The following is a 21,796-nucleotide window of genomic DNA, read 5'->3' on the forward strand; positions in this document are numbered from 1 at the left end:
AGCCGGCTATTCGGCGGCCTGCGAGAAGGAAGCGCCCTCGCCCACCGCGTGCCACCCCTCGTCAGGATCGCTCCAGTTTTCGGGATAGCGCACCATGCCCTTTGCCTTCATCGCCCGGAAGGCCTCGCCGCGATCGAACATGGGCGGCGTACCGCGCGCCTTCTTGAGGCGCTCGCGCAATGCCTGCGTCTGCGCGACGTCATAAGTCCACTTCCGCCCCTTCAGCGTCACGGCCAGCCCGTAGTCGTCGCGCGCGCTCGCCTCGGAGATCAATCCACATTGCAGGTCGTAGAGAACCTTGTCGGCCTCGCGCGCCAATGGATCGCCCCAGCCGCCGCCGCCCGTTGTCACGACGCGTACCGAGGTTCCGGGCTCCACCACCACCGTGTCGGACATGCCGGGATAGACCTTTTCAACTCCGGACTCGATGACTGAGACCTGATAGTTCTGGCCGATCTTGCCGCCGTTGACGCCGTAGCAGCCGAGGATCGACCGGTCGGCGTTGGAAATGAGCTTGCAGTCATCCAGCGCGCGGATGCGCTTGTCATAGCCGAAGCCGCCGCGGCGGAAGCCAGCACCGCCGGAGTCCACCTTGAGCGCCAGCTGCTCGACCATGATCGGATAGCGCGTCTCGGAGAATTCCGCGGGAAGGTTGCGTGAATTCGGGACGATGTGGACAACGTCGGAACCGTCTGCCCAGGGCCGCCCTGGCCCACCGCCGCCCAGCACTTCGCGGAACAGGAAGAAGTCGTCGCGGTTGCGGCCGCCGGTCAGGCCCCAGATGCGGATGGTCTCGTGATCGGCGGGCATACGGCCGCCGGTCGCCTTCGAAAGACATGCAGCGAAGACGCCAAGCGAGCGCAGCATCAGGAAGAAGCGCATGCCGGTCGGCTTGCCGAAGGTCGGCGTGATGAGCGTTCCCTTCTCCGGGAACACGACGTCGATGACGTCGAGCACGCCTTCGTTGGAGTCGATCTCTGCGGCACGTTCAGGAGATGCGGCCAGCGACCTCAGAACCGGCGCGAGCCACTTCCTGAAGTAGCGGCCCTCGACCTCGTCCAGCGACCAGTTGATCGGACCCTTGGCTTCGGGGTCGGTACCGTTGAAATCGAGCACGATCTTGTCCGGCGTCTTGGTCATGGTGACGCGCAGCGCGTGAATCTTGCCGTCCTCGACGCCATCGGCCTCGATGTAGTCTTCGTAGTGATAGACGCCGTCCTTGATCTTCGGCAGGATTTCGCGCCGGAATATCTCGGCGGCATTCTTCAGAATCTGTTCGAAGGCTGCTTCCAGCGTCTCGACGCCATAGCGTTCGGCCAACGAGACGATGCGACGCGAGCCGAGCTTGCAGGCACCGATCTCGGCGTCAAGGTCGCCCGCAAGATGGTCCTCCAGCCGCGAGTTGCGCGTGATGATGCGGAACGCCGCCTCGTTCAGGACGCCCTTGTCGTAGAGTTTGATCGGCGGAATGATCACCCCTTCCATCCAGCTGTCAGTCGCATGGACCGGCAAGCTGCCCGGAACCGCGCCGCCGATATCGTCATGGTGGCCGAAGACCTGGCTGAAACCGATGAGCTTGTTTTCATGGAAGATCGGCACAGTCGTGCAGAGGTCGGGAACGTGGCCGATGCCGCCGCAGGAATTGTACGGGTCGTTCCAGAAGAAGACGTCGCCGGGGAAGATGTTGTCTTCGCCGAAATACTCGAACACAGGCTCTACGATGGCCGAATAGGAACGGCCGGTAAGCTTGCGCCCCTTGGCGTCGAACAGCGCGACGCGGTAATCGTGCTGGTCGCGGATCATCGGCGAGCGCGCGGTGCGCTCGACGGCAGCCTCGATCTCCAGCTCGGCGGCGCGGATGGTGCCGTGAATGACTTCCAGCTCGATCGGGCCGAGCTTCATATTCTTCTTGCTGCTCACGACTGCGTCTCCCTCGCGGTCAAAATCAGGTTCCTGTAGCGGTCTGCAGTGCAAGTCCATCCGCCGGGCACGACCACGGTCGAGCCATACTCCTGGACGATGGCCGGCCCCTCTATCACCTGACCGGCTGCAAGTTCGGTGCGTTCATAGAGCGGGCTTTCGATCCAGCCTGCACCCTTCCAGTAGACGTTGCGCGAACCGAAGGGCTTGCCAGGTTCACCGACCCTTTCCGTGGAATTGATCTGCGGGCGGCTCTGGATGCCGACCGCGCGCACGCGCAGGTTGACCAGCTCGACATCCTGTTCGCCTTCATAGTGGAAGCCGAAGGATTCATCGTGCACGCGATGGAAGTCCTTCCACATATGCGCAACTGCAGCATCACCGGTGGCACCCTCCGGGGCCGTCACCTGAACCTCATGACCTTCGCCGAAATAGCGTACGTCGGCGACATATTCGATCTTGATGTCCGTGTCGGCGATACCTTCGGCACGAATGTCGCGACGGCCTTCATCCGCAAGCGTGGTCCAGGCAGAGACGATCTCGGAAATGTCCGCGGTCGATTGGCGGCGCACCATGGTGCGAATGTAGTCGCGGCGAACGTCAGAGACGTGCAGGCCAAGCGCGCAGAGATTGCCCGGATCGGGCGGCGAGATGACGGTCTTCATGCCGAGGAAGTCGGCGACTTCGGTCGCGAACAAGCCACCCGCACCACCGAACGCAACCATAGCGTAATTTCCTGGATCGCGGCCCCGCGATGTCGTCACCTTGCGAATGCCGAAAACCTGGTTGACGGCAGCAATCTCGAGCACGCCCGACGCGACTTCTTCCGGTTTCATGTCATGCTGGCGGCCGAGCGCCTCGTAGGCCTTGCGTGCTGCATCGAGGTCGAGCTTGATCTCGCCGCCGATAAGCGACGTCGGCAGCCGGCCAAGCACGATCGCGGCATCCGTGACGGTCGGCTGTGTGCCGCCGCGTCCATAGCAGATCGGGCCGGGATCAGCCCCGGCGCTCTGCGGGCCGACCTTCAGGCTGCCGTAGGGATCGGTCCAGGCGATCGAGCCGCCACCGGACCCGACCGTGACGATGTCGAGCATTGGCGTCTTCACGGGATAGTGCTCGATCATCGATTCCGACGTGTACATCGGCGTCTGCTTCTCGATGATGGCGATGTCCGTTGACGTGCCGCCGACATCCGAAGTCAGGATGTTGTCGTAGCCGGCGAGCGTCGCCATGTGGATCGCGCCGAGGATGCCGGCCGCCGGACCGGACAGCAGCATCGTCACGGGCTTTTCACCGGCGGTCGAATGCTTCACCACACCGCCGTTCGACTGCATGATGAGGAAGGGAATGTCGCCCGACTGAGCGCGCAGCCTGTCAGCGGCGCTCTGCAGATAGGTCTTGCAGTAAGGCTTGACCAGCACATCCACCAGCGTCGTCATGGCGCGCTCGTATTCGCGGTATTCCGGCAGGACGACCGAGGACAGCGACACGAAAACACCTGGGAAATTCTTCTCGATCAAATCGCCAATGCGGCGCTCATGCTCGCCATTGGCGTAAGAATGGAGCAGGCAGACGCCGATGCATTTCACGCCGTCCTCGACGAGTTCGCGAACTGCCTGGAGCGTCTCTTCCTCGTCGATCGGCTCGAGTTCGCTGCCATCGAATTTCATCCGGCCTGGAACCTCGCGAACGAGATGCAAGGGAACCAGCCGTGGCGGCTTCACCCAGAAAAACGAGTTGCCGTAACCGTCGGGCACCGATTGGCGGGCGATCTCGATCATGTGACGGAAGCCGCGCGTCACGATGAGGCCGAGACCGGCAAATTTGTGTTCGAGCACGGCGTTCGTGGCGACCGTCGAGCCATGCAGCAGCATGGCGAGGTCCTTCGGCTCCGCACCGACCTTCTCCAGAACCTTGCGGACGCCATCGAGCAAACCGACGCTCGGATCGCTTGGCGTGGACGGCGTCTTGATCGCGGTGATCGCCCCGCTTTGCTGGTTGATGGCCACCACGTCGGTGAATGTGCCGCCGGTGTCGATGGCTACCGTGACGTTCATTTTCGCCCTCCAAAATATCCACTATACGGATACATCATTCATTTAACGCACATTCTGCGAAGGCTGGCAACCCACTTTCTCAACCCTCTAGACAGGTTCCGGAGAGAGATTGAAAAACGGCCGAAACACAGGGGCGCGCTGGCCTGTGTGATGCAATTGCAGGGGTAGATTCGAGCGGCGCACTCGCGCGAAAACCACCGCTTCCGCCTGATGTGGAAGCTGTGGGAAGCTGCGCGGTTGGAGGTCGGACTATCGGCTATCGCCTATGGATCAGATCGCGTAGAGCTTCGCAAATTCCTCTCGAAGCGCGTTCTTCTGAACCTTGCCCATGGCATTTCGGGGCAGCGAATCCTTGACCAGGACACGCTTGGGTATCTTGAACTTCGCTAGCGCGGATTCCAGCTGCGCGCGGACAGCGCTCTCGTCGACCTCGGATCCGCCGCGGGCGGTCACGACTGCCGTTACTGCCTCGCCAAAGTCCGCATGCGGCAGGCCGATGACAGCGGATTCGCCGATCATCGGGAGCGCGTCCAGCGCATTCTCGACTTCGGCAGGATAGACGTTGAAGCCACCGGATATGATGAGATCCTTGGCGCGGCCGGAGATGGTGACATATCCGTCGGGGTCGATATAGCCGAGGTCGCCGGTGATAAACCAGCCGTCGGCGCGGAACTCCTGCGCGGTCTTTTCGGGCATCCGCCAGTATCCCTTGAAAACATTCGGTCCCTTCAACTCGATCACGCCGATACCGCCTTCCGCCAATGCCTTGCCGGTTTCGGGATCGGCGATTCGCACGGACACACCAGGCAACGGGAAGCCGACCGCGCCTGGACGTCGCTCGCCGTCATAGGGGTTCGACGTGATCATGTTCGTTTCGGTCATCCCATAGCGCTCGAGGATCGCGTGACCCGTGCGCGCGGTGAACGCGCGGTGGGTTTCCGCCGAAAGCGGCGCCGAGCCCGAAACGAAAAGGCGCATGTGGCTGGCTGCGGCACGGTCAAAACGCGCATCCGACAGAAGCCGCGTGTAGAAGGTCGGAACCCCCATCATGGTCGTTGCTGCCGGCAACGCTGCCATCACGGCATCGAGATCGAACTTGGGCATGAAGATCATGGACGAGCCCGACAACATGACCGTGTTCATTGCCACGAAGAGCCCGTGCGTATGGAAGATCGGCAGAGCATGCAGAAGCACGTCGCCTGCCGTGAACTGCCATATATCGACAAGCGCGAGCGCGTTCGACCGCAGGTTTTCATGCGTGATCATCGCGCCCTTGGAGCGCCCCGTCGTCCCCGACGTGTAGAGAATTGCGGCGAGATCGTCCGCGCCTGCATCCACCGTCGTGAATTGCGAGGGCATGGTTTTGGCCAGCGTCTGCAGAGAGCCGGCACCGGCACAATCCAGCGTCTCAATCCGGGAAAGCGAGCCTCCCAGACTGGCGCGGAGCGTATCTATGGACTTGGGCTCGCAAACCAGCAGCGCTGGCTCGGCATCGGACACAAAATAGGCAACTTCTGCGGATGTGTATGCAGGGTTGAGGGGCAGATAGACTGCTCCTATGCGCAGGCAGGCGAGATAGAGCCACACGCTGTCGATATGCTTCTCTGTCTGGACGGCAACGCGATCGCCCGCTCTCACGCCGAGTGAGACAAGCGCATTGGCATAGCGTGCCGAAGCGTCGAGCATGTCGCCGTAACTGCAGACGGCTCCATCCTGGGTGAACAGGAAAGGCCGCGACTGATCAGTGATGCGACCCGCAACGGTTGCGAACAAATTGCCCTTCATGATTTTCCCCCGTTTGTGTGCGCCGTCTCCAGCAGCCGCGCGCCAGCAGCTGCCAGGCGACGAACGGATGCCGAGGCGGCTACAGGCTGGCCCGACGCGTAAGTCTCGTGATTACGCTCGATTTCGTCGAGCTTATAGAGATAGTTGACCATGATCCCATGCGACGAAGCCATGCCGGCGTTACCAGTGTTGGCTAGCCAGTTGATCCGCTCCAGACGCGCGCCATTGCCGAGATGAAAACGCGCCACCGGATCCGGCAGCCGGCCAGCGGCGTCGCGCGGGCCTGTCAGGTACCATGCGGCCAGCGCAGAAAGCTTGTGCTCAAGGCCGGACGCAGCCTTCCCATCATGCCACCAGTCCGGCTGAGACAGCGCGTCCATGTCGGAACCCTCTGTCGGATGACGTGAAAGCCAACGTGCGAACAACGGAACCGGCGAGAGGGTGACGAAGCGGCTGAGCTGCGGCAGGTTGGTGCGCAGTTCCTCGACCACCTGCTTGATCAGGAAGTTCCCGAAAGAGATACCGCGAAGCCCCGGCTGGCAATCCGAGATCGAATAGAAAATCGCGGTATCTGCCTTCTCGGTCGGTACAATCGTGCGATCGGGGTCGAGAATGGAATCGATCGATGAGGCCATTTCGCCGGCCAGGGCGACTTCGACGAAGATCAGCGGCTCGTCACGCAGCCTTGGATGGAAGAAGGCGTAGAGCAGCCTGTCTGACGGATCGATGCGCCGCCTCAAATCATCCCAGTCCGCGATCTCGTGCACGGCCTCGTAGCGGATGATCCGTTCGAGGATAGCAGCCGGTGTGCGCCAGTCGATCTTGCGCAATTCCAGGAAACCCCTGTTGAACCACGAACGGAACAGGTGCTGGAAATCCTTGTCGACAGGATCCAGTTCAGGATAGTCGGGCAGCAGCGCCAGCAGTTCGGCGCGCATCCGGATAAGTTCCGCGGTTCCCTGCGCCGACTGGTTTAGCATGCGGAAGAGATTCTGCCGTCGCGGCTCCGACAGACGATGAAGCGTCTCGGCAGCACGTTCGTTGGGAGACGTCACGAACACGTTTACCGCCGCGACCAGAGGCTTCATGTCCGGCCCGAAATCCTCAAGCAGCATGCGAAAGAATTCAAGCTTTCCCCCTCCGTCCATTGCGCGATACCGGAGGAGAATCTCGGAGGCAGTGGCAAGCGCGCTCGCCTCACCTCGAGAAGAAAGCAGGCTGTGGCAAAGTGCTGCCGTCTGCTCCGTGGGAGTCTCCTGCGACAGGGAGCTGAAGTCCACGAGGGACCGTCCACGTTCGGTAATCGCCGCCAGCATGTCGCTCAGGAAAGACATATCCGGTATTCGTCCCAGTTGCCGCCTAGCTTCATCAAGAAAGCGGCTGTTCCAGAGTTGGCTTGCCGTCTAAGAAATATCCATATAATGGACTTTATATCCACATAATGGCTGTGGCAACATACTCGAACGGACTTCAGGATCAAGACTGGCCTTCCCGTTTTCAGGATGTCGATCATGGACGACAACCCGAGGCATACGCGCCGCGCAATTCTTCTCGCGCATCTTGCAATGCTCGCTTATGCGCTGTTGATTGCCGGCTCCTTTTCCTTCGGCGCTCTGGCCGCACCGCATATTCCACCGACCGTCCTCAACGCGCTGCGATTTCTTGCGGCAAGCGTCCTGATGGGCTTCATGCTGCTCGCGTCGCAACGTCGTGTGCAAATGCCGTCGGCGCCATGGCGATTCATGGTCCTCGGCGGGCTTATGGCCGTCTATTTCGTCCTCATGTTCGTCGCCTTGCGGATAACCGATCCGGTATCCACCGGCGCAGTCTTCACGCTGATCCCCTTCATGTCCGCCGTATTCGGCTGGTTTCTCATGAAGCAGAAAACGCGCCCGGCGGTCTGGTTAGGACTGGTGGTCGCAGCGATCGGCGCGCTCTGGGTCATCTTTAGGGGTGACGTTGCGCGCGCGCTAGAGTTCCACGTCGGCAAGGGCGAGGCGATCTTTCTTGTCGGGTGTGCGTGTCAGGCCCTCTACGCGCCCATGGTCAGGCTGCTGAGCCGAGGCGAAAGTATACTGGAATTCACTGTGTGGACCCTGGTGGGCTGCACGGTCTGCCTGTTGCCATTCGCCGTACCTGAGCTTGCCAAGACCGGTTGGAGCAGCCTTGGGTGGCAGGTGTGGCTGGCAATAGCCTATCTGGTCGTCGGAGCGACTGCGGTGTCGTTCTACCTTCTGCAATACGGCTCAATGCATCTTCCCGCATCGAAGCTGTTTGCCTACGCCTATCTGACGCCCAGTTTCGTCATCCTTCTGGAAATTATCCTCGGGCACGGTCTTCCGCCTTTGGCGATCACGGTAGGCGCCGCCATAACCTGCCTCGGCCTGATTGTAGTCGTGTCGACCCCCGACTCTACGGGGTCATCGCCCAGCCGCAGGTTTGCCGACGATGCGGCGTCGTAGTCCGTCCTGGATGGCAAAGCGGTGGCGTGAACGTGAACGGTTGCAGGCCCGCCAAGGCGAAGGATGACCGCTCTAAGGGTTGGTACGCCAACGGGACGCAGCCGTTCAGCTTTGCCGGGCTGTGGGTGCACAACGACAATCTCGACGTGACAAGATGGACGATCATCACCATGCCAGCCTCCGAACCTATGAGTGAATTGCACGACCGCCAGCCGGCAATCGTTGCACCCAATGCCTATGGCGCCTGGCTGAGCCCATCAACGCCGCTTCAAGATGTGAAGCTGACCCTATCCAACAATCTGGAAGGCGGGCTGCAATTCCATCGTGTGGACAGAAGGGGCAACGCTTCGAGCCGGATCGACAAGCCGAACGACGACGCGACTATGGGTCAATCCGCTATGAGCGTTCTGCCCTAAATACTCGTCGAAAATGCTGCTTTAGTCGCTGCAGAAACGACCGCCGGCCGGTCCACTTTTTTTGGGTCTCGTTGGGACTACCTCCTAAACGTTTCATTCTCGTGGAAAGACACTGCGTTAGCGCGGCCTGATCATAGAGCATTGCGGAACTGTTTCTACGCAGGACGCGCCGCGAAAAGATCCGGAGCAGGCGTTCGTTGGTCTGCCCTATCGTCGAACCAGAAAGAACAGACATCGCAAGCCTGTCGTCTTTGCTGATCTGACCGAGCAAGCGCGAATAAGCCCATTCCATTACCTCGAGCCGAGCTGCTGCGTCGGGCTTCGGCCTCGTCGAGTAGACAAGCGGGATTGGGCACGCGAAACCGCGGATTCGGGCAGATACAACATTTTTTCTGAACCAAGTTGGAAGTGGATCAACCGGACCATCTGCATCTAATGGTTCCGAAAACCGGCTCTTTCGGAACGCGAATGTGGACCAATCGGGTTCGCTGCCGAACAAAGCGATCAGGTTCACGTCGCTGGGCCAGCCTTCGAGAAGGTCATCACTTTTTCCTAAAACGGCGGCTTCGTTAAATGAAAGAAACGATACACAAGCGACATCTGGGTCTGCTGCAAAATGGGCCAAAGTCAGATCAACTCTGCCAACGGTGTTTAGGTCTTCAACGTAGGACAGCAGGCAGACGTCATTTCGGGCATGCGATATCGCCAGGTTCAAAGCAGCACCAGCTGTCAGTGACGCACCATCTAGGCAGTTTAATTGGTCGTTCCTCTGCCACTCTATCCGCATCTGAGCGGAGCCACTCCCGTCGTCTGAGCAGTCGATAAAAATCAGCTGAAAATTCTGGTTCCGATGCTGTTTCAGGGCGTCATTAAAAGCACCGAGATTTGCTTGATCTTGCCCGCCTATAACGAGCAAAGTCACCGCTTCGCTCGAGTTGTCAGGAACCGCCACAGCACGATCCCAAATCTTCGTCGCCAGCCGCCGAATGGCTTTGCGCTGCGACAGCTTGGCAAGGCTGGACGCAACAAGAAAAGGTTCGATGCTCGAGAATTCGACGAAGGTTCGATTTCGGGCAAAGGAAGCGCGTTTCAACTCCACGTCAGCCTCGTGGTCAACATAGTTGTGACGCAGAATCGCTTCAGGCTCGTAGACGAAGGCCAACGGGCCATGCAGCCGCCAAAGCCGGGCGCATAGATCAATGCCCTCATGGCCGGCGAGCACCGGATTAAATCCTCCCGATTGCAAGAATACCTCGCGCCGCCAAATCGATACACCTTCGCAGTTGATGAAAGAAGGCTTGCGCACCGTACCGAGATCGTAGTGGGATTGGCCGATACCACCGTCATGGGGAACCACTTTCCCGCGAACGCCGACAGCACCCGTTTTCTCAATGCAACGTCTCAAAGCTGCGATGCATCCAGGCTCTATGACGCCGTCGTCATCAAGAAAAACAACGGCCGTACCGCTGCCGAGCAATGCTCCAAGATTGCGCCCGGCGGCGCACCCCACATTAAAGGGCGTCGCAACGCCGAGAAATGACGAAAAGTGCTGCGCGACGCTATCGAACAGCACCCTGTTGCCATCATCGACGAAAATCACCTCGTACGTTTCGCCTGCGCAATCTCCCGCCAAAGCCTCAAGGGCGCGCTGAATACCAGGATGGTCGCGATGACTGAGCACTACAATGCTGAGCACCGGGCATTTCGGTTGTGGGCCTAACGGATATCGCGCCGAGACTGCAGCGAGACGTTCCGTGAAACCCTCGACCAGCCGAAGAGCATCTTTGATACGGCCCTCGTCTCGGGCGTGTTTCGCTTGGTCAAATGCACGAGACAGGTCAGCGATATCCTGCTCACACGGCGTCATTTTCGCACGCGTCGGCCGGATCTGGCAGGCCCCCACACCGCTCTAACGGCTCTGGTCCAGAATCCCGATTTCTTGGTCGATGCTGGCCTGTTGCCGCCGCTTTTAGGTGTGGGCGCCCGTGAAGATAGCCGGGCGAGGAGGTCCCGAGCCTTATCGATCGACGCTGGATCGACGTCGAACTCGGCCGTCGCACCTGTTAAAAAACGTTCGACAAACTGATGGCGGAGCTCAGATGGACCCGCGGCGAAATCTACCTGCCAGCGCTTTCGGATCTGCGCGTTGACCAACTGGTCGGCGATCATGGCGAGCAGTTGGGCGGCCTCATTCTTTTGGATCAGGGGATAAGCGTGTCGGAACACGCCGAGCGCGTATTCCAGCGTAAAGTCTAGCATTTCGTCTTCTGGCATCTTTAGCATCTGCATGCCGAGCGACTCGGGCCGGTTGCGCCGAAAATAAAGAACACGGGGGATTCGATGCAGCTCGCCAGCTCGGGCAACAGCGATTGTCCAGGTCGTGGCCGACGTGATGGGTAGCGCTGACAGCATGGCTTCCCGGCGAACTAGACACCTGATAGCCGCCGGGTTGGCTCTCCCGGCCTGTTCGAGTACGCGCTGAAGTGCGAAGCCCAGAACCGATCGGTGTCGCACAACGTCATTGCGAGTGCCGAAGTGCTGCATGTCGCAGTAGACACTCGCGGCCTCTGGATGGCGATCGGCATGGTCCAGCAGCACCTCAAGGTAATCCGGCGCGCAATGGTCGTCATGTTGCCAATAACAGAAATAGTCCTCGCGTAAGTGGCGGGCGAGCCAATTTATGTTGCCTTCCCAGCGAAGCCTGTCGTTCTGAAGGACGACCTCGATTCGAGGATCTTCGGCGAAGCTCTTGCAAGCCTCGTATGATCGCCTGTCGCCTCCGTCCACCGAAATCAAAACACGATAGTCACGAAAAGTCTGCCGCTGGATCGACAATAGCGTTTGCTCAACGTGCTCCCAGCCTTCGAACAGGGGCATCGCGATCAGTATCCGTGCTTCCGTCATACTGCGCGACATCCTGAAACCGCATGAGTACTGACGGCGCCAATGATGCGACGCGCGCACTCGTCCGCGAAATACGGCGCCATCGTCAGCTTGCCTGGATCAACGCTGTGATAGCGCCCGACAGATGTCACGCCGATCTCGAAACGGTTGTGTAATTCGCTGTTGGGGTCGTCGATGTCGGTTTCACCCCAAGCAACGATTGGTCCGCCGCGCACCACAACGTCCGATAACTCATCGGCGGCGTATTCAGACAGCACTGGATGGATGGCTGCGAGACCGGAGTAAGTGCCTCCGAATATGGTGGAACGGAGAGGCTCATCAGGCATGATCGGCCAAAATGGCGGCTCTGCATCAAAGGTGCGATCAGTGAGACAGCTGGGGTACCAGGTTAGGTAAACGGTACCGTTTCGATAGCGGACGACTTCGCCAAAAGGGCCAAGAACGATGGTCATAGACCGGGCAGGTCGGGCTGCGTCTGGGGGGCGGAAGCTTACCCCATATTTGAGCCGGTGGATCCACTTGCGCCGAGGCCGCATCCCGGCGGTACTATCGATCGCAATGCGTCCGTCCCAAAGCGAATTGACGATGTGATCAAAGCCGTCGTCATGCTGGATGTCATTCGACGTGCTAGCGACCCTAGATCTTTCGAGATCAACGGCGGTGATCAGGTGATTTGTTCTAACCTCGATTGTCGGCGTCGCGGCGATGCGTTGTCTGATCAGGTCGGCGAGCGCTACCGGATCAATGGCTACCTCCGGCGATTGGAAAGCCGCCAAGGCCTGATTGCTCAGCTCGATTTCCAGTTCCCGCTTCGACCACGGCCTTATCGGGCTCGCCAAGTCGGCATTGAAATAGTCACCACGCCGGCTTGTGCCGACTGCGTCTTGGATCAAACGGTGGACAGCATTCAAATAGGCGTGGATTCGATCCGGCTCCTGCTGTGAACAACGATGGACGACGTAGGCGGCCGGATCCGATGTTTCGAAGTCTCCAGCATCGTTAGCGAGCCACCGGCAAAGTAGCGGCGCGAAGGAAAGTGCTCCGCGCATCATCATCTTGGCAGTACGAAGCGATGGATCGCCGCCATACATATAGCCGAGATGAACCTTACCCTCATTCGCCACCGCCGCTCGGGTAAGCAAAGCAGGGTTCCGGTCGAAAAGGGTTACGCGCGCGCCATGATCCGCTAGCGCCATCGCTATGCAGCAGCCCTGTAGACCGCCGCCCATGACCCCGACATGCGTCAATGCATCGCCTTCAAAAGCGCAAAATCGTTGACCTCATCTACCGGCCGCTCTTCACGCCAAAGTCTAATAGGCATCTGCAACGCTCCGAAGCCGTATATTGGCTGGGTCCAGAAATATCTAAGGTGGTTCGCGCAAATATGTTTCGAGTCAAGCTCTTGGGTCAATGTCCGGCCGAGAAGTGTTCACAGACTCGCGTCCACCCGATGCGGCGGAAACGAACAGAACTCTCAGGCACACCATTACAGATACCGCAGAGCCATGCGGACCAGGCAATCGATCAACAGCCTTTAAGAGACGGCAATTGAACTCGCACGCAAGTGCTGGCGATCGCGGCGCAGATTCCTTCAGCCGAATCGGCGGTAACTATTTCCAGGAAACGCATCCGCAGAACCTGTTCCGCGGGTGCAGCGTCTATTGCGGGCTGGTTTCGGCCCCCAAGCAGATGCCGTTTGTGATGGAGAGTGGCATCCGTGCCGAGGTCGGCGAGCGTGGCGTAGCGGTTATCGTCATACCAGGTGACATCGCCCTCCAGCTGCAACGCGAGCGCGCAGTATCACCAGTCGCCGGCCTCCTTCCGCCATCTCCGATCGTCACGCCTTCCGATACCGAGCTTGATGCCCTGGCTGACACACTTAACAGCCCTCCAGCGCTGGTTGGCATCCTGCGGGATCGCCGTCGGTGCTCTCGTGCCGAGCGCCCGCTTGCGGCACCGCGCCTGCGCACCGTCAGCCGCTCTTCGCGACAGAGCGGGTAGAGGTTCTTCCAGTTCACCGCCACGCCTTCGCGCTTCAGAATCCGCTGTTCTCACCAAATGGACGTGCAGTTCCCCGCTTAGCGGGCCCAGCCAGACTGTCCGCTACGACCCCCTACGCAAATTCTCGACGCACCCGCGCAGCGCAACGGAATGGGAAGGGGCTAGACCTACGATACGTAACGGGCCGCTAAAGGTCGAACTCGAAAAACGTGCGCGTTCCTTGTTGGACCTTCTGGTAGGATAGCGTGCTGCCCAAATTTAGGAGCATCGCTCCAATCACCTTTGTGCCGAGTCCGGTCCCTTGCGCAGTACCGGTGCCGTCCCAACCCACGCCGTCGTCTTCCACCGATAGCCGGGCCTTGTTTGACATCAGTCTGCTGAGCGTGACGCGAACCGGTCCTCCTGCCGCGTCAGGATACGCATACTTGACCGCGTTGGTGACCAGTTCGGTAAGCACCACACCGATCGACACAGCCTTATCCGTGGGAAGTTTAACAGGGTCGAGAACCATCTGAATGCTGCCCGACCCGCCCTGAGATTGAATGCCCATTTCGAGGTCGGTCACTAGGTCACGGACATAATCATCGAGAGCGACGCGTTGGACATCGGTCGATCTGTAAAGCCGTTGATGAACCTTTGCTATTGCCTGGATCCGCCCCTGTGTTTCTGTCAGTGCTGACCTTGCACTGTCGTCGTGCACGACCGATGACTGAAGACGAACAAGAGAGGCAACCAACGACAAACTGTTGGCGATCCGGTGATTAACCTCGTGCAGCATCAATTCCGCTCGGTCGCGCGCCTCTCGAACTTCCAACTCTGCCCGTGCCTTTGCACGCTCAAGGCGTGCCTTTTCCAGCGACTGTTCGATTGCACTGAAGAGCAATTCAAGGAAATCGCCACTCGCAGATTTGATCACATAGTCTGATGCGCCGGCCTTGAGAGCCCCAACAGCAACGGCAGCGTCGGTGGAGGCGGTCACGTAGATCACAGGCGGTCTCGGTACCTTGCTATTGACGGCGCCGAGGAAATCGAGCCCAGTCTCTCCACGCAACTCGTGGTCCAGCACCACGACACTGCAGTCAATCGCTTCCAGCATAGCAAGGCCGTCAGCGACGGACGAAGCATGGGATAGTGAATAGCCACGACGTCTGCATGCGCGCTCGACGAGACGCACAAGAGCTGCATCATCATCAACGTACAGAATATGGACTTTCACGTCAGGCATCAGTTTGTCTGCGGCACCTGCATCACCGAGAAGAACAGCCCGAGCTGCTTGATGGCATTGGCAAAGCCTTCATAGTTCACCGGCTTGGTGATGTAGACATTCGCGCCGAGATCGTAGCATCGCTGGATCTCGCGAGCGTCATCCGTGGTGGTCAGCACCACGACCGGAGCTAGCTTGGTGTGCTGGTTCGCCTTTACCTTCTCCAGAATGTCGACGCCTGTCATGTCGGGAAGATTGAGGTCGAGGAGGATCAAGAGGTGACGGCCTGCGCTGACTGAGCCTGATCCGTCGTGGCCAAAAAGAAATGTCAGCGCATCGGTGCCGTTAGAAAAGGGTACAATCTCATTGTTGACACCCGCTCTGCGGATGTTCTTCTCGATGAGCCGGGAATGGCCCTCATCGTCCTCTACCATCACGATCGTGACAGCCTTCGCTTCGTCGGTCATGAACCAGCGCTCCTTAGAAACTTTGATAGATCGGATGGGAGATCAATTCGGAAGGTCGACCCCGTTCCTAGACTAGAACTCAGAGTGATATCTCCACCAAGGCTCCTGATCGAGGAGCGCACATGTGCAAGCCCAATTCCCTCGCCAGGTTTGTCCTGGCTGCCCGAACGACGAAACAGGTCGAACACCCTCTGGTGATCCTGCTCGGCTATTCCACGTCCGTTATCCTCTACCTCGATTACCACGCGATTACCGAAGGTGGGTTTTGCGCGCAGCTTGATATGAAGGGGTCGATCTGCTGCAGCGTATTTGACGGCATTGTCGAGTAGGTTCCCGATTACCTGTTCCAGGACCAATCTGTCAGACTGTATCGACGTGACACTGGTGTCGATCTCGGCTTCACCGCCTGCCTCGAAGACCTGGTGCTGCACAACGTCGACGGCTGACTGCAACAGCGTCCTCAAATCAATGCGTTCAGGCTTGAGCTGTCTACGTCCCTCTCTGGACAGCTTCAGAATGGCATTGATCAGTCCATCCATCTTGTTCGTCGAGGATCTGATGAAGCCGATTGCCTCCGGCACATCTTCGTTGACGGCTAGCTTCGCCTCTTCGACCTGGCGGCCGTCGGACTCGGCATCCGTCACCAACGTTCGCAACGGCACGAGGCTGTTTTCGAGTTCGCTGGTGAAGCCCATGATGTTGACGAGCGGGGCCCGCAAGTCATGGGTAACGATGTAGGCAAATCTCTGGATTTCTTCATTGGCCCGGCCCAACTCGACAGTGCGGTTCTGGACCTTCTCTTCCAGCCCGACATTGAGCGCTTCGATCTCATCGCGCGCCGACAGCAGATCGCGCGTGTATTTCGTCACAAGCCAGGCGGCACCTCCGACAACCGCAAGAATAACTATCGCTCCGATGATCTCGATCCATTGGAGAGCCTGGGCACTCGTTCGCTGGTGGAACACGCTCTCGGAAAAGCGCCGATCTGCCACGGCAGTCAAATTGTCGAACAAGGCTCTGGCTTCGTCCATGACTGCCTTGCCCCGATCGCTGTCCACGATTGCGCGGGCCTCGTCTTGCTTGCCATCCCTGAACAGCGAAATTGTCAGCGACAGTTCCTCCATCTTCGCATCGATCTTGGAGGACAAGTCAGAGATTTGCTGAGCACTTACCTCGTCTGCCAAGCGGTGGCTCAGCGCCTGGAAGCGTGCGGGGATTTCCGCCTTGGCGCGCTCAAAGGGCTGGAGGTAGGTCTCGCGCCCGGTCAGCAGAAATCCGCGCTGCCCGATTTCCGCATCTTGGACAAGAGACTTGAGGTCCACGATGGCCGCACGCGTTTCGCGGGCTTCAACAACCTGGTCCGCGTTTTTGATAGTGGTAGATATCAACCAACCAGTGGCAATCAGGATTGCGAGCAGGGCAAGCACGCCGATGCCGAATAGCACCGACGTCCATTGCAGTACTGACCGGCTGGTGAATGGCATGAAGTGATTGTCCAGGCGAGACTCTTGCCGTAGCCGGTTTTCTCGGTGGCGTCACGTCCGTGCTTTGCGAACGCAAGGAAAGAGCCTCCTCAAGCGAACAGCCGGCCGCCCGTAGGCACTGCCACAAACAACAAGAAAACACCCGCCGCACTAACAAATGTTAGCGAGTTCCACGAAGCATAACGGCTTCGGAACAAGCGGGTCACATCGCTGTTATTCTGCATCCCATTGGAGTCACCGAGATGCCGAACGACAAAACACCGATCGTAAAGTGAGTGGTGGTGAAGCGACCTTGGCGGATCAGGAAATTTCCAAGATGTGCGGTGTGTCGCTTGAACAGGCACGGCAGCTGATCAGGGCATACGGCACAGACACCACCAGTCTCGTGACGGCTGCGCGGCAGCTGAGCGGCAAGTCCAACGTTCGCTCCTCACGAAAGTGAACGGAGCCGGATACACGATGAAGAAGTCACAAAACGACGTTAGGTTGGCAGAGTTGGACGGTGCATGGGCGGTCTACGTGACTGAGAACGGAGAGACCGAAGAAACGAAATTCGATGGTGAGGCGTTCGCCAGGAACTTTGCAGCAGGGCAACTGTTGCGGCTTGGACTGAAGGCAATCAACGCTGGGGCTGCAAAGACTGCCGGCGGCCCAAATACCCGCCAAGCGGAATTGGACAAGTGGTTGCTTGAGGATGCCAAACGCAGGCGGTCAATGATCAAAACCAAGCCAGTACGTGGACGGAGTTGAGCCGGATACCTTTTTGCGCAAGTCCTTCGACTATTTCCAGCGCGACACCTCAGCTGGTTGATTATGTCCGTTGCGGCTAGCGGACGGCCGTGATGACGCGATTGATGAAATCAAATTTTTGCACCACCGGAATCGGCATTACAAACGGATAGGCACTCGGCTGCCCCATAGACTGCTGGATCGTGTTGAGAGCGAGGCTGATCGGCACCCAGGCGTCAACGATCTGCTGGGCGTTCACGGCCCGGTATGGATCGAAGGTGACTGCCGCGGCCAGGTCATCGTGAAGAGACGGCGCAACCGAAATTCCGAAAGCCTGGGCGGATTCCAGCGTGTCCACGATGTGAAAGAAATGTGCCCAGCATTCTGCAAAATCTTCAGATGGATGGCAGCTTGCGTAGGTGGAGATGAAATTCTCTGACCAGTTTGCAGGCGGTCCCTCGGTATAGTTGCGCTGCAGCGCCGCTGCGTAATCTTCGCGCTCGTCACCGAACAGAAAACGCGCCTCCTCGATCATGTCGCTTTGTTCGACAAGCAGCTGAAAATAGACGTGTCCGATCTCATGGCGGAAATGTCCGAGCAACGTGCGATACGGCTCTCCCATCGAGACGCGCATCGTTTCGCGTACGACATCGTCAGCTTCCGCAGCGCGAAGGCTTATCAGCCCGTCTTCGTGACCCGTCATTGACGGCACCAGGTTGCCGACCTCATCGATTGCGTCCTCAAGAAAATCGAAAACCAGACCGCGTTGAGGATCGACGTCGCGACCGGGCCGCGGCAGACCGAAACGCAGGATTGAATAAAAGAGATGGCGCTGTGCGGCGCCGATCCTGTGAAAACGTTCCAGGCCTTGAGGCGTGTCGGTATTTGGAACCAGCCTGTTGTATCTGGCCGGTATCGCTAGTGGGTTGGGATCGTCCGACCTCACCAACCAATTGCTACCGTCTACCGGCGCGTTAGCGCAAAAGCGCCAGGTTTCATCCGGGCGGGATGCGATGCGCCAGAGCCCTTCACCAGCCTGCTTAAGCGTGTGCAAGGTCATGGTGTCAGGGGCAAAGCCTACTGGTGCGCCGCCCGCTCCAACGCTGAAGTGATTATCGAAATAAAGCGGCAGGCCGCTGACGTCGCACTTCCATAGGCGCACCTAATCATTCTCCATACGTTTTGATTTAGATCGCTGCGCGATATCGCCTGGCTGATTTCCGCGCTCACTCGGCTATAGACACTTCTTGACCGAGCGCAGCCAGCCCGATCACCATTATGATGTCCTGCCTGGAGATCGTCGAGGGTAGCTGTCCCTCGACATCGTCGATCGCTGCTTTCAAATCCAACTTGCCATCAACGGCGGGCGGTCGGCTCAAGTCTTTTCGGATGGAAGGCCGCGTCATAGCGCTTTGATAAGGCAACTGATCTGCTTCCGGCGGCAATAACAAATGTTTGACCCACGTCCCCACGATCGCGCTCTGGGAGCAGCGGCGATTGTTTCGCTTTGGCACTGCCTTGATCTTGCTGGGCTCTCCCGTCGCGCTGCCTCGGCAAGATTAGAGTTAATCAGAGGCAAGCCAGATGGAGCATGGCAAACCGGATCTCAGCGATCCCTCAGTGGTCGATCAGCTTAAGCGAGATGAATGTCTGGCGATCCACGGCGATCGGTCCGGTCGCAGCGATCGCGGCCGCCTCGTCTTGTCGTTGGCGGCGGCTCCCGCAAGGCTCGCCAGGCAGAGAGCCCCGACAACCAGGACCACGATGCCTATCCGCCAGAAGGCGGCGTCCGGCGCCGCCGTGGCGATCCAAGTGCCCAGCGCGACCGGCAACACGATACCGCTGAGGGCGAATGCTCCCATGGCGAGGCCAATTGCCTTCGCGCGAACCCGTGCCGGCATCGAGGCTGCCAGCGACAGGGCAAGGCCGTATGCCATTCCCGAGCCCGCGCCGAGTCCGACCCCGTATCGAAGGCGAGCATGGTCCAGGAGGCAGACATGCTGAAAGCGAGATGGCCGCCCGCAATCAACGCAAAGGCCAGACCGGTCCCAGACATTCGTCCGATCCGCGCTAAAATTGCCGGCAGGATGGAAACGCCAACCGTGAAACTGATGAGGGCCAGCGAAGAAATGAGCCCGAGGTCCGCACGGTTCAGCCCCGGTGCGGCTTCCATCGGCAAAATGAAAAGGCTCCAGATGTAAAGCAGGCCTGCCGCTCCGTTCGCAAGAATGGCGGCGGCCAACAGCAGGACGGCTTTTCCGGATCGGTCTTCTGCGGCCGAGGCTGGTAAACGCGTTCGAGCAGCACCACGGCGCCAGTTCCAAGGCCGTCCTGGCCCTCCGCCTGATGCTCTATACCGTCGCGGCCCCGAGGACATCTGCCGCATGGGATGGCAAAACGTACGAAGAAGGCGAACCGGAAGACGCTCGGCGACTCCGGCATGGCGAAGCGTCTGAAGTCGAGCAATAAGACATCTGCTACTAGGACTATGTAATTCAAACCGTTGTTATGTCGTCGGCTACGCGCTAGGCGCGCCTCGGCAGCTTTGGGCCGGCTGCTGACTGTCCGGTTATGGCCGAGAAACCGAGAAAGCCGACCTACGCTTTTGCTGCAGCCGGTTGCAACCAACTGCTGAACTGCGGAGAGATGCCAAGAGCAAGATTCATCATCCTAAACTCAACCATTGTCGTCACTATCGAGTAGCTTGGCCAATGGATAGCCCTCATATCGCTTGACCACTTTGGTGACGACGTAGGTGAAATAGACCGAGATGCCGATTTCTCGAGTCAGCAGGTCATCGATTATGTCCTGGTAGTGGCTGATATTGCGGACGACGATCTGCATGATGTAGTCGATTCCGCCACCAACCGCGTGGCACACCACCACCTCGGGGATCTGCTTTACCGCCTGCTCGAAGCGCGTAAAGTGCGCCTGCGTGTGATATTGCAGCGTGAGCGTTGTGAAGATCGTTTCGCACTTCACCAGGCGGCTTAGATCGATCTCCGCATAATAGCCGCGCACCAAGCCTTTTTGCTCGAGTTTTTGTAGCCTGTCCCAACAGGACGAAAGCGAAAGGCCGACAGCCGACGCAAGCTCGACCTTCTTCGTCCTGCCGTTCTTCTGCAGGACAGCGAGAATTCGGACGTCTATGGCATCGAGTTTCTGACCCTGCATCGGCCTTTGGATCGCTGAAGGTTAGTGTCAGATCGATCTACGGCCAAATTTGGTTTCAAGCCAGTCCCTTGGCAGCGCCGGGACGTAGTTCCCGTCACGGCCTGTCATGTCATCGTTGGCGATGAGCGCGTTGAGAATCGCTTCCTCGACGCTCTGGACGACTGCGTCGAAGAACGGGTCGATGTCGCAATCGGGTACATAGAGGGCCTGCGCCAATCGTCCGGGCGGCGAGCTCGCGGCTTCCGGATTCGCCGTCGAAAACGCCAGGAAAATGTCGCCGGAGCTGTGGTAGCCGAGCCCACCAGTCCATGCGACGCCAAGTGGCACGCGCCTCGCGAGCCTCTTCAATTGATGCGGCAGCAGCGGCGCGTCCGTCGCCACGACAGCGATGATCGATCCCTTTTCCCTGCGAGGCGTCCTCTCGATGATCTGAGGCTCCGCCAGTTCGGCACCCGCGCGAACGCCGCGTATCATCAGGTTCTTCCGGGGACCGAAGTTCGACTGGACGAAACTCCCGACGGTGAAAGTCCTGCCCTGCCAGCCGACAACGCGGGAGGCTGTTCCCGAACCTGCCTTGAACTGAAATGTGACCATTCCCGTGCCGCCGCCGATGCTGCCTTCGTCGATCGGGCCACTCGTGGCATTGTCGATCGCCGCAGCGACATGCTCGGCGGTCAGGTGGTGCCCGTTGATGTCGTTGAGGAAGCCGTCATAGGTCTCGGCAGCCACTGGCAAGCCCCAGCTGTCCTCAAGCGCATCAGGATCCTTGCCTCCCAACCAGCGGACGGTCGCATCGCGAGCAACGCCGCAGGAATGCGTGTTGGTGATCGTCACTGGCAGGTTGAACGTTCCGATTTCCTCGATGAGGTGGGAGCCCGTCATTTCACCGTTGCCGTTGGCGCTGAACAGGCCGGCGAAGACGGGGCTGGCAAGCTCAGCCCTGGGGCGCGGGAGGATGGCGGTGACGCCGGTGCGAACAGGTCCCGTGCCGACGACCAGAGGACCGTCACCTTCGATGAGCGTGGTGTAGCCGACAGCGACGCCGGGAACGTCGGTGATGGCGTTGTTCGGCCCGGGCGCGCCATCGAAGGGGATGTCGTAGAAGCGTGCCCTCGGAAGGCCGGACGGCGTTAGGCGCTTGGGGTCGTGTGGGGTCGTCATTTCTGTCTCACTTGGGGTCGTGTGGTCACGCG

General features: G+C 59.2%; 18 protein-coding genes and 2 pseudogenes. 4 read left to right on the forward strand and 16 right to left on the reverse strand.

Annotated elements, in window-relative coordinates; all coding sequences use genetic code 11:
- Positions 1-6: 6 nt before the first annotated feature.
- The 4 genes from ABMA32_RS13755 to ABMA32_RS13770 all read right to left on the reverse strand — a co-directional run bounded on the left by ABMA32_RS13755 (position 7) and on the right by ABMA32_RS13770 (position 7,096).
- Positions 7-1,920 (reverse strand): hydantoinase B/oxoprolinase family protein, encoded by a 1,914-nt coding sequence (locus ABMA32_RS13755; RefSeq protein WP_349014313.1) that lies wholly within the window; start codon positions 1,918-1,920, stop codon positions 7-9.
- The gene (locus tag ABMA32_RS13760) at positions 1,917-3,977 is read right to left on the reverse strand and encodes a hydantoinase/oxoprolinase family protein (protein ID WP_349014314.1); all 2,061 of its coding nucleotides are present in this window, start codon (positions 3,975-3,977) and stop codon (positions 1,917-1,919) included. Before ABMA32_RS13760 ends, ABMA32_RS13755 begins: the two co-directional genes overlap by 4 nt.
- A 270-nt stretch (positions 3,978-4,247) precedes the next feature.
- A complete protein-coding gene (locus ABMA32_RS13765; RefSeq protein ID WP_349014315.1) occupies positions 4,248-5,762 on the reverse strand; it encodes a malonate--CoA ligase in 1,515 nt (504 codons plus the stop codon).
- The gene (locus tag ABMA32_RS13770; RefSeq protein ID WP_349014316.1) at positions 5,759-7,096 is read right to left on the reverse strand and encodes a malonyl-CoA decarboxylase; all 1,338 of its coding nucleotides are present in this window, start codon (positions 7,094-7,096) and stop codon (positions 5,759-5,761) included. Before ABMA32_RS13770 ends, ABMA32_RS13765 begins: the two co-directional genes overlap by 4 nt.
- A gap of 177 nt (positions 7,097-7,273) precedes the next feature.
- On the opposite strand from ABMA32_RS13770, the gene ABMA32_RS13775 reads away from it, so the two are divergent.
- Positions 7,274-8,224: a DMT family transporter gene (locus ABMA32_RS13775; RefSeq protein WP_349014317.1), complete on the forward strand. Its 951-nt coding sequence runs from the start codon at positions 7,274-7,276 to the stop codon at positions 8,222-8,224.
- Positions 8,225-8,250: 26 nt separating this feature from the next.
- Positions 8,251-8,640, forward strand: a complete 390-nt coding sequence (locus tag ABMA32_RS13780) for an SOS response-associated peptidase family protein (RefSeq protein WP_349014318.1) — start codon at positions 8,251-8,253, stop codon at positions 8,638-8,640.
- Here the strand turns inward: ABMA32_RS13780 and ABMA32_RS13785 are convergent.
- From ABMA32_RS13785 to ABMA32_RS13795, 3 genes are read right to left on the reverse strand one after another with little or no spacing between them, the layout of a single operon-like run.
- Complete coding sequence (locus ABMA32_RS13785; RefSeq protein ID WP_349014319.1) at positions 8,621-10,507, reverse strand: glycosyltransferase family 2 protein; 1,887 nt, start codon at positions 10,505-10,507, stop codon at positions 8,621-8,623. The two genes, ABMA32_RS13780 and ABMA32_RS13785, sit on opposite strands and share 20 nt — an antisense overlap.
- A complete protein-coding gene (locus ABMA32_RS13790; protein WP_349014320.1) occupies positions 10,504-11,544 on the reverse strand; it encodes a glycosyltransferase family A protein in 1,041 nt (346 codons plus the stop codon). Before ABMA32_RS13790 ends, ABMA32_RS13785 begins: the two co-directional genes overlap by 4 nt.
- Positions 11,541-12,791 (reverse strand): FAD-dependent oxidoreductase, encoded by a 1,251-nt coding sequence (locus ABMA32_RS13795; protein ID WP_349014321.1) that lies wholly within the window; start codon positions 12,789-12,791, stop codon positions 11,541-11,543. Before ABMA32_RS13795 ends, ABMA32_RS13790 begins: the two co-directional genes overlap by 4 nt.
- 305 nt (positions 12,792-13,096) lie before the next feature.
- Between ABMA32_RS13795 and ABMA32_RS13800 the strand changes: the two are divergent.
- Positions 13,097-13,428 (forward strand): annotated as a pseudogene (locus tag ABMA32_RS13800) (ubiquinone-dependent pyruvate dehydrogenase); the annotation flags it as partial.
- 6 nt (positions 13,429-13,434) lie between these two features.
- Here the strand turns inward: ABMA32_RS13800 and ABMA32_RS24310 are convergent.
- From ABMA32_RS24310 to ABMA32_RS13815, 4 genes and pseudogenes are all read right to left on the reverse strand, one after another.
- Positions 13,435-13,586 (reverse strand): annotated as a pseudogene (locus ABMA32_RS24310) (IS3 family transposase); the annotation flags it as partial.
- A gap of 146 nt (positions 13,587-13,732) precedes the next feature.
- A complete protein-coding gene (locus ABMA32_RS13805; protein ID WP_349014322.1) occupies positions 13,733-14,770 on the reverse strand; it encodes a sensor histidine kinase in 1,038 nt (345 codons plus the stop codon).
- A complete protein-coding gene (locus ABMA32_RS13810; RefSeq protein ID WP_349014323.1) occupies positions 14,770-15,216 on the reverse strand; it encodes a response regulator in 447 nt (148 codons plus the stop codon). Before ABMA32_RS13810 ends, ABMA32_RS13805 begins: the two co-directional genes overlap by 1 nt.
- Entirely contained in the window at positions 15,213-16,700 is a 1,488-nt protein-coding gene (locus ABMA32_RS13815; protein WP_349014324.1) for a sensor histidine kinase, read from the reverse strand. Before ABMA32_RS13815 ends, ABMA32_RS13810 begins: the two co-directional genes overlap by 4 nt.
- A gap of 459 nt (positions 16,701-17,159) precedes the next feature.
- Between ABMA32_RS13815 and ABMA32_RS13820 the strand changes: the two genes are divergently transcribed.
- Positions 17,160-17,450 carry a hypothetical protein gene (locus tag ABMA32_RS13820; RefSeq protein ID WP_349014325.1) on the forward strand — a complete coding sequence of 97 codons (291 nt, stop codon included), beginning with the start codon at positions 17,160-17,162 and terminating at the stop codon, positions 17,448-17,450.
- 76 nt (positions 17,451-17,526) lie between these two features.
- On the opposite strand, the gene ABMA32_RS13825 is transcribed toward ABMA32_RS13820, so the two are convergent.
- The 5 genes from ABMA32_RS13825 to ABMA32_RS13845 all read right to left on the reverse strand — a co-directional run bounded on the left by ABMA32_RS13825 (position 17,527) and on the right by ABMA32_RS13845 (position 21,764).
- Complete coding sequence (locus ABMA32_RS13825) at positions 17,527-18,591, reverse strand: zinc-binding metallopeptidase family protein (protein ID WP_349014326.1); 1,065 nt, start codon at positions 18,589-18,591, stop codon at positions 17,527-17,529.
- A gap of 64 nt (positions 18,592-18,655) precedes the next feature.
- Positions 18,656-18,778 (reverse strand): hypothetical protein, encoded by a 123-nt coding sequence (locus ABMA32_RS13830; RefSeq protein ID WP_349014327.1) that lies wholly within the window; start codon positions 18,776-18,778, stop codon positions 18,656-18,658.
- Positions 18,779-19,057: 279 nt separating this feature from the next.
- Positions 19,058-19,366, reverse strand: a complete 309-nt coding sequence (locus ABMA32_RS13835; protein WP_349014328.1) for a hypothetical protein — start codon at positions 19,364-19,366, stop codon at positions 19,058-19,060.
- A 739-nt stretch (positions 19,367-20,105) separates the two neighbouring features.
- Positions 20,106-20,603, reverse strand: coding sequence for an Lrp/AsnC family transcriptional regulator (locus tag ABMA32_RS13840; RefSeq protein ID WP_349014329.1), 498 nt, complete (start codon positions 20,601-20,603; stop codon positions 20,106-20,108).
- A 27-nt stretch (positions 20,604-20,630) separates the two neighbouring features.
- Positions 20,631-21,764: a DmpA family aminopeptidase gene (locus ABMA32_RS13845; protein ID WP_349014330.1), complete on the reverse strand. Its 1,134-nt coding sequence runs from the start codon at positions 21,762-21,764 to the stop codon at positions 20,631-20,633.
- Positions 21,765-21,796 lie beyond the last annotated feature (32 nt).

It is taken from the genome of Mesorhizobium quangtriensis (assembly GCF_040081925.1).
Classification (GTDB): domain Bacteria; phylum Pseudomonadota; class Alphaproteobacteria; order Rhizobiales; family Rhizobiaceae; genus Mesorhizobium_K; species Mesorhizobium_K quangtriensis.